The 6,000-nt window shown below is 74.2% G+C and carries 1 protein-coding gene and 1 CRISPR repeat array (1 of these 2 running past the window's edge); the gene reads left to right on the top strand.

What is annotated here, in order from left to right:
- Positions 1-326 (top strand): integrase core domain-containing protein (locus BJ976_RS11645; RefSeq protein WP_184231874.1); only part of this gene is annotated, 326 nt, incomplete at its 5' end.
- 54 nt (positions 327-380) lie between these two features.
- Positions 381-6,000: direct repeats of the CRISPR family, unit length 28 nt; unit sequence GGCTCATCCCCGCTCGCGCGGGGAGCAC; it runs 1,368 nt beyond the window's last position.

Genomic DNA, 6,000 nt, shown 5'->3' with positions numbered 1-6,000 from the left:
TGGCCGGGTGCATCGTGCACTCGGACCGCGGCTCGCAGTTCCGCTCGACCGCCTTCCAGGACGCCCTCACCACCCACGGGCTGATCGGGTCCATGGGTCAGGTCGGCTCAGCCGGGGACAATGCGGCCATGGAGTCCTTCTTCGCGTTGCTGCAGAAGAACGTGCTGGACCGATGCGACTGGGACACCCGGGACGAGCTGCGGGCCGGGATCATCACCTGGATCGAGCGGACCTACCACCGCCGCCGCCGGCAGGTGCGCCTGGACCGATTGACGCCGGTTGAGTACGAGTTGATCATGGACCACACGCCCGCAGACGCGGCGTGAAGATGGCTGTCACCTACACGTGCACCAGTCCCTCTATGGCCGCGCTGGGTGCGCGGCTCATCCCCGCTCGCGCGGGGAGCACCTCGTGGACGGCGACGAGTCCTCGCACACCGTGGGCTCATCCCCGCTCGCGCGGGGAGTACGGGCGCCGCTCCGGCGGCGGCCGGCACCACGTAGGCTCATCCCCGCTCGCGCGGGGAGCACGCGCGGCCGCCCACCGCCGTGTCCACGTACCCCGGCTCATCCCCGCTCGCGCGGGGAGCACTTCGCCATGTAGACGAGCGCGAGCATGTCGCGGGGCTCATCCCCGCTCGCGCGGGGAGCACACCTCGAGAGGATCACCTCATGCACCCGCTGACGGCTCATCCCCGCTCGCGCGGGGAGCACGCGACCGCGCAGGGGGCCCTGTCCCCCACCCTGGGCTCATCCCCGCTCGCGCGGGGAGCACGCGGCCGCCTGCTCGCGGCGGGTCGGCGCGTCGGGCTCATCCCCGCTCGCGCGGGGAGCACACCCCGGGCATGGCGTCGCATAACTTCGCGGCCGGCTCATCCCCGCTCGCGCGGGGAGCACGCGTACTGCAGCGGCTGCGACGGGTCCGGTGCCGGCTCATCCCCGCTCGCGCGGGGAGCACACCGCATCGGCGGCCATGCCGGGGGCCCACCGGGGCTCATCCCCGCTCGCGCGGGGAGCACCGACGGTTCACGTCCGTGGTGGCGACGTACCGCGGCTCATCCCCGCTCGCGCGGGGAGCACGGCGCGGCTGCCGTGGGCGTCACCATCGGATCGGGCTCATCCCCGCTCGCGTGGGGAGCACGACAGCCTGACGCAGGGCTACCCGATGCCGCCGGGCTCATCCCCGCTCGCGCGGGGAGCACGGCCCTGCGTGGGCCGAACGTCACGCACGCGTCGGCTCATCCCCGCTCGCGCGGGGAGCACGATGATCCAGGCCATGCAGACCGGCGCCGGAACGGCTCATCCCCGCTCGCGCGGGGAGCACCGCCTGCACCTGCGGCTGGACAACGCGCTGCAGGGCTCATCTCCGCTCGCGCGGGGAGCACCGCTGAATCAGGACGTCACCGGGGCCGGGGTTGGGCTCATCCCCGCTCGCGCGGGGAGCACCGGACGATCTCGGCGGCCGTCGGCCGCACCTCGGGCTCATCCCCGCTCGCGCGGGGAGCACTGCGCGCTTCATGGCCTCGCGCTGAGCCGGCAGGGCTCATCCCCGCTCGCGCGGGGAGCACTTGCCGCCAAGGTCTTCGGTTGGTGGCTGATCGGGCTCATCCCCGCTCGCGCGGGGAGCACCCACGCACCGTCACGGTGGCCGTGATCGACCCGGGCTCATCCCCGCTCGCTCGGGGAGCACAGGACAGGGGCTTGGTCTGCATGGGCGGCACTCGGCTCATCCCCGCTCGCGCGGGGAGCACCCGGCCCGTCTGATCCGCGGCGTGTGCACCGCGGGCTCATCCCCGCTCGCGCGGGGAGCACTGGTCGTGCTCGATGGAATGTGGCCGGCCCAGCGGCTCATCCCCGCTCGCGCGGGGAGCACGTTCGTGAACCACTTGACACTATGCGCGCGCGTGGCTCATCCCCGCTCGCGCGGGGAGCACGCAACGTGGCTATTTCACGCACGTCTCCCCCGGGGCTCATCCCCGCTCGCGCGGGGAGCACAAGGTGGGGAACGGCCCGTGGTGTTCGCCGCTGGGCTCATCCCCGCTCGCGCGGGGAGCACACTGGCTTCGAGTTGTCCCGTGGCGGCACCGGCGGCTCATCCCCGCTCGCGCGGGGAGCACCCCGACGACTTCGACCTCGCCGCGCACCCCCACGGCTCATCCCCGCTCGCGCGGGGAGCACGTCCGCGAGGCCGGGCGGGCAGGCCCCAGCGACGGCTCATCCCCGCTCGCGCGGGGAGCACTCGGCGTCGGCGGCCTCGGCTGCTGCTGCGGCCGGCTCATCCCCGCTCGCGCGGGGAGCACTGGGCGGGCATCGTGTCCGCGGTGACGGGCGGCGGCTCATCCCCGCTCGCGCGGGGAGCACCTCCCCATGAGGCGGGCCAGGTTCTCGCCCGCCGGCTCATCCCCGCTCGCGCGGGGAGCACCTGTCCGACCCCTACACGAACCTCGTGTGGGGGGGGGGGGCTCATCCCCGCTCGCGCGGGGAGCACGCCCGGGTGACCGCCCGCGTGGTCGCGCTGCAAGGCTCATCCCCGCTCGCGCGGGGAGCACGTCCCGGTCTTCTTGTCCATGAACGTGGAGCCGGGCTCATCCCCGCTCGCGCGGGGAGCACGACCCCGGCTTCAACGCCTACACGGTCCGCACCGGCTCATCCCCGCTCGCGCGGGGAGCACCGCGGCGGGGAGCACGCCAACGGCGAGCCCCGAGGCTCATCCCCGCTCGCGCGGGGAGCACCCAGCTGCCGGTACTACCCGGTCCCTTGAGTGTGGCTCATCCCCGCTCGCGCGGGGAGCACGTCCCGGGGGCGTTGAGGACGGTGACCCCGTGGGGCTCATCCCCGCTCGCGCGGGGAGCACACTAGGGCTCTGGCGCGGTCGCGGGCGGTGGTGGGCTCATCCCCGCTCGCGCGGGGAGCACACGGACGGGTCCGGCCGCGAGCAGACCCGCACCGGCTCATCCCCGCTCGCGCGGGGAGCACTCGGAACATCTCCAGCCGGGACGCCCGGCGGTAGGCTCATCCCCGCTCGCGCGGGGAGCACGCCTGCACCCTCGTCGTCCCCTACGTTCGTGAGGGCTCATCCCCGCTCGCGCGGGGAGCACATCGGCTGCAGGTGGGAGGGATCCGGCAAGCCCGGCTCATCCCCGCTCGCGCGGGGAGCACGCGGTCTGCATGGCGACCTCGGAGCGGGGCCGCGGCTCATCCCCGCTCGCGCGGGGAGCACGACAGTGAGCTTTTCACCCTCTACGACACGGCAGGCTCATCCCCGCTCGCGCGGGGAGCACGTCGGCCATGTCCAGGCCGTAGTGGAACTTCTGGGCTCATCCCCGCTCGCGCGGGGAGCACCGTCAGCCTTGGCCATCTCAGGGCTCCTATCTGGGCTCATCCCCGCTCGCGCGGGGAGCACGCCTAGCGGCAGGCCGGCCTGGAAGGTGACGGCGGCTCATCCCCGCTCGCGCGGGGAGCACGCCCCCACCTCTCCCAGTCGTGCGGCCACGGAGGGCTCATCCCCGCTCGCGCGGGGAGCACCCCCGCAGGGTCACCGTCCCGGTCGTCCGGTACGGCTCATCCCCGCTCGCGCGGGGAGCACTCGCGGGCAGCCGGGCCGCGGCCGCGGGGGACGGGCTCATCCCCGCTCGCGCAGGGAGCACCGGGCACTACCGCATCACCAAGCAGGGCGAGGTCGGCTCATCCCCGCTCGCGCGGGGAGCACCGGGTCACCGGGCGGGGTGTTGATCAGCAGCACGGTTCATCCCCGCTCGCGCGGGGAGCACTCGTCTGGGGGCGGGTCTGGGTGGTCATCGTGGGGCTCATCCCCGCTCGCGCGGGGAGCACATATCAAGGCGGACGTGACCGTGTCCCTCCACCGGCTCATCCCCGCTCGCGCGGGGAGCACTCCGTCCGGTCGAACGGCCACGACTGGCGGGTGGGCTCATCCCCGCTCGCGCGGGGAGCACAGGTGCCAGCGCCCGCCGATGAACGTGTTCTGGGGCTCATCCCCGCTCGCGCGGGGAGCACCTCACCGACAGCAGCGGGCTCGCCCGCCGCGCGGGCTCATCCCCGCTCGCGCGGGGAGCACGGTCAGCTCGTCCACGCTCATGGTCACAGGCCCGGCTCATCCCCGCTCGCGCGGGGAGCACGAGCCGAGCATCGCCACCGGCGCCCCGCCGTTGGGCTCATCCCCGCTCGCGCGGGGAGCACGCTTGGGGACTTCCACGTTCTCGGTGCTCATGCGGCTCATCCCCGCTCGCGCGGGGAGCACGTGGACGCGGGGCCGGAGCTGCGCCGCGCCCTGGGCTCATCCCCGCTCGCGCGGGGAGCACGCGCTCTATGGTTCACGGGGCAAGTGTCGTGGCGGCTCATCCCCGCTCGCGCGGGGAGCACGGTGGAGCGCACGCGGGCCTCAGCCACCAGGGCGGCTCATCCCCGCTCGCGCGGGGAGCACATGCGGCCATCAAAGGCGCCGGTGAGGGCGTGCGGCTCATCCCCGCTCGCGCGGGGAGCACGGCGGTTCTCCTGGTGGCGCATGTGGGAGTTCCGGCTCATCCCCGCTCGCGCGGGGAGCACCGGGGGTTGCCCCCTCCCCCATAGGCGTGTATGGGCTCATCCCCGCTCGCGCGGGGAGCACGCGATGTTGTCTCGGCTCCGCTCGCGCCGGGCCGGCTCATCCCCGCTCGCGCGGGGAGCACCGGTCGCTCACGGCGCGGACGGTCCACCACTTGGGCTCATCCCCGCTCGCGCGGGGAGCACTACATCTCACCGTCGCTGGCACGTACGGCCCACGGCTCATCCCCGCTCGCGCGGGGAGCACGGTGCCGCGGGCGTTGGTCTGCCCGGGCCGGTAGGCTCATCCCCGCTCGCGCGGGGAGCACCTCCGCGACTGGAGGCCGCACTACGTCACCGCCGGCTCATCCCCGCTCGCGCGGGGAGCACAAGAAGTCCACGCCCGGCACGTTGACCGAGATGGGCTCATCCCCGCTCGCGCGGGGAGCACATCGACGCGGCCGAGTGGCACGTGGCCCAGCGCGGCTCATCCCCGCTCGCGCGGGGAGCACGAGGATGACCTACGGCGCACTCGCACGGAGGGGGGCTCATCCCCGCTCGCGCGGGGAGCACGACTGGGAAGCCGGTGGACGGCAGTTCATCAAGGGCTCATCCCCGCTCGCGCGGGGAGCACGCCAGCGTCTTGAACCCACTCCCGCCCACGTTCGGCTCATCCCCGCTCGCGCGGGGAGCACGGGGTGTGGGTGGTGAGCCGGTCGACGAGCTCCGGCTCATCCCCGCTCGCGCGGGGAGCACCTCGTCTCCGGCGCCCACGGTGTCATCGACGAGGGCTCATCCCCGCTCGCGCGGGGAGCACACGTGCCAGGCGCCGTCCGCGCCGAGGTACGCCGGCTCATCCCCGCTCGCGCGGGGAGCACGTCCCGCTGACGTGCGTTCTTCCATGCCCGCTCGGCTCATCCCCGCTCGCGCGGGGAGCACGATCTCCCGGCGTTTGAGCTCACGGATACGGCGGGCTCATCCCCGCTCGCGCGGGGAGCACGGCGAGTGGGTCGAGCACTTTCCCCGCTGGTGGGGCTCATCCCCGCTCGCGCGGGGAGCACAACCTCCCGGTTCAGAGCCGGGCGATCTGCCAGGGCTCATCCCCGCTCGCGCGGGGAGCACGACGGCTTCCCGGTCACGGACGTCCACGGCAGGGGCTCATCCCCGCTCGCGCGGGGAGCACGTCATCCTGCCAGTCCTCGGCATGGTCCGGGACGGCTCATCCCCGCTCGCGCGGGGAGCACCGGTCCAGCAGGTACCGGGCCCGCTCCACGTAGGGCTCATCCCCGCTCGCGCGGGGAGCACTACGACAACGGTCTCCGGGTGCTCGGCTCGAACGGCTCATCCCCGCTCGCGCGGGGAGCACTCCCACACGTCGACCTGCGGGGTCATGCCCTCCGGCTCATCCCCGCTCGCGCGGGGAGCACTTCATCGCCCAGCGGGACGCGTCGAGCGATCGGGG

Source organism: Micrococcus flavus, from assembly GCF_014204815.1.
GTDB classification, from domain to species: Bacteria; Actinomycetota; Actinomycetes; order Actinomycetales; family Micrococcaceae; genus Micrococcus; species Micrococcus flavus.
Note: the sequence above shows the minus strand (reverse complement) of the source record. Positions and strands in the feature narration are given on the sequence as shown.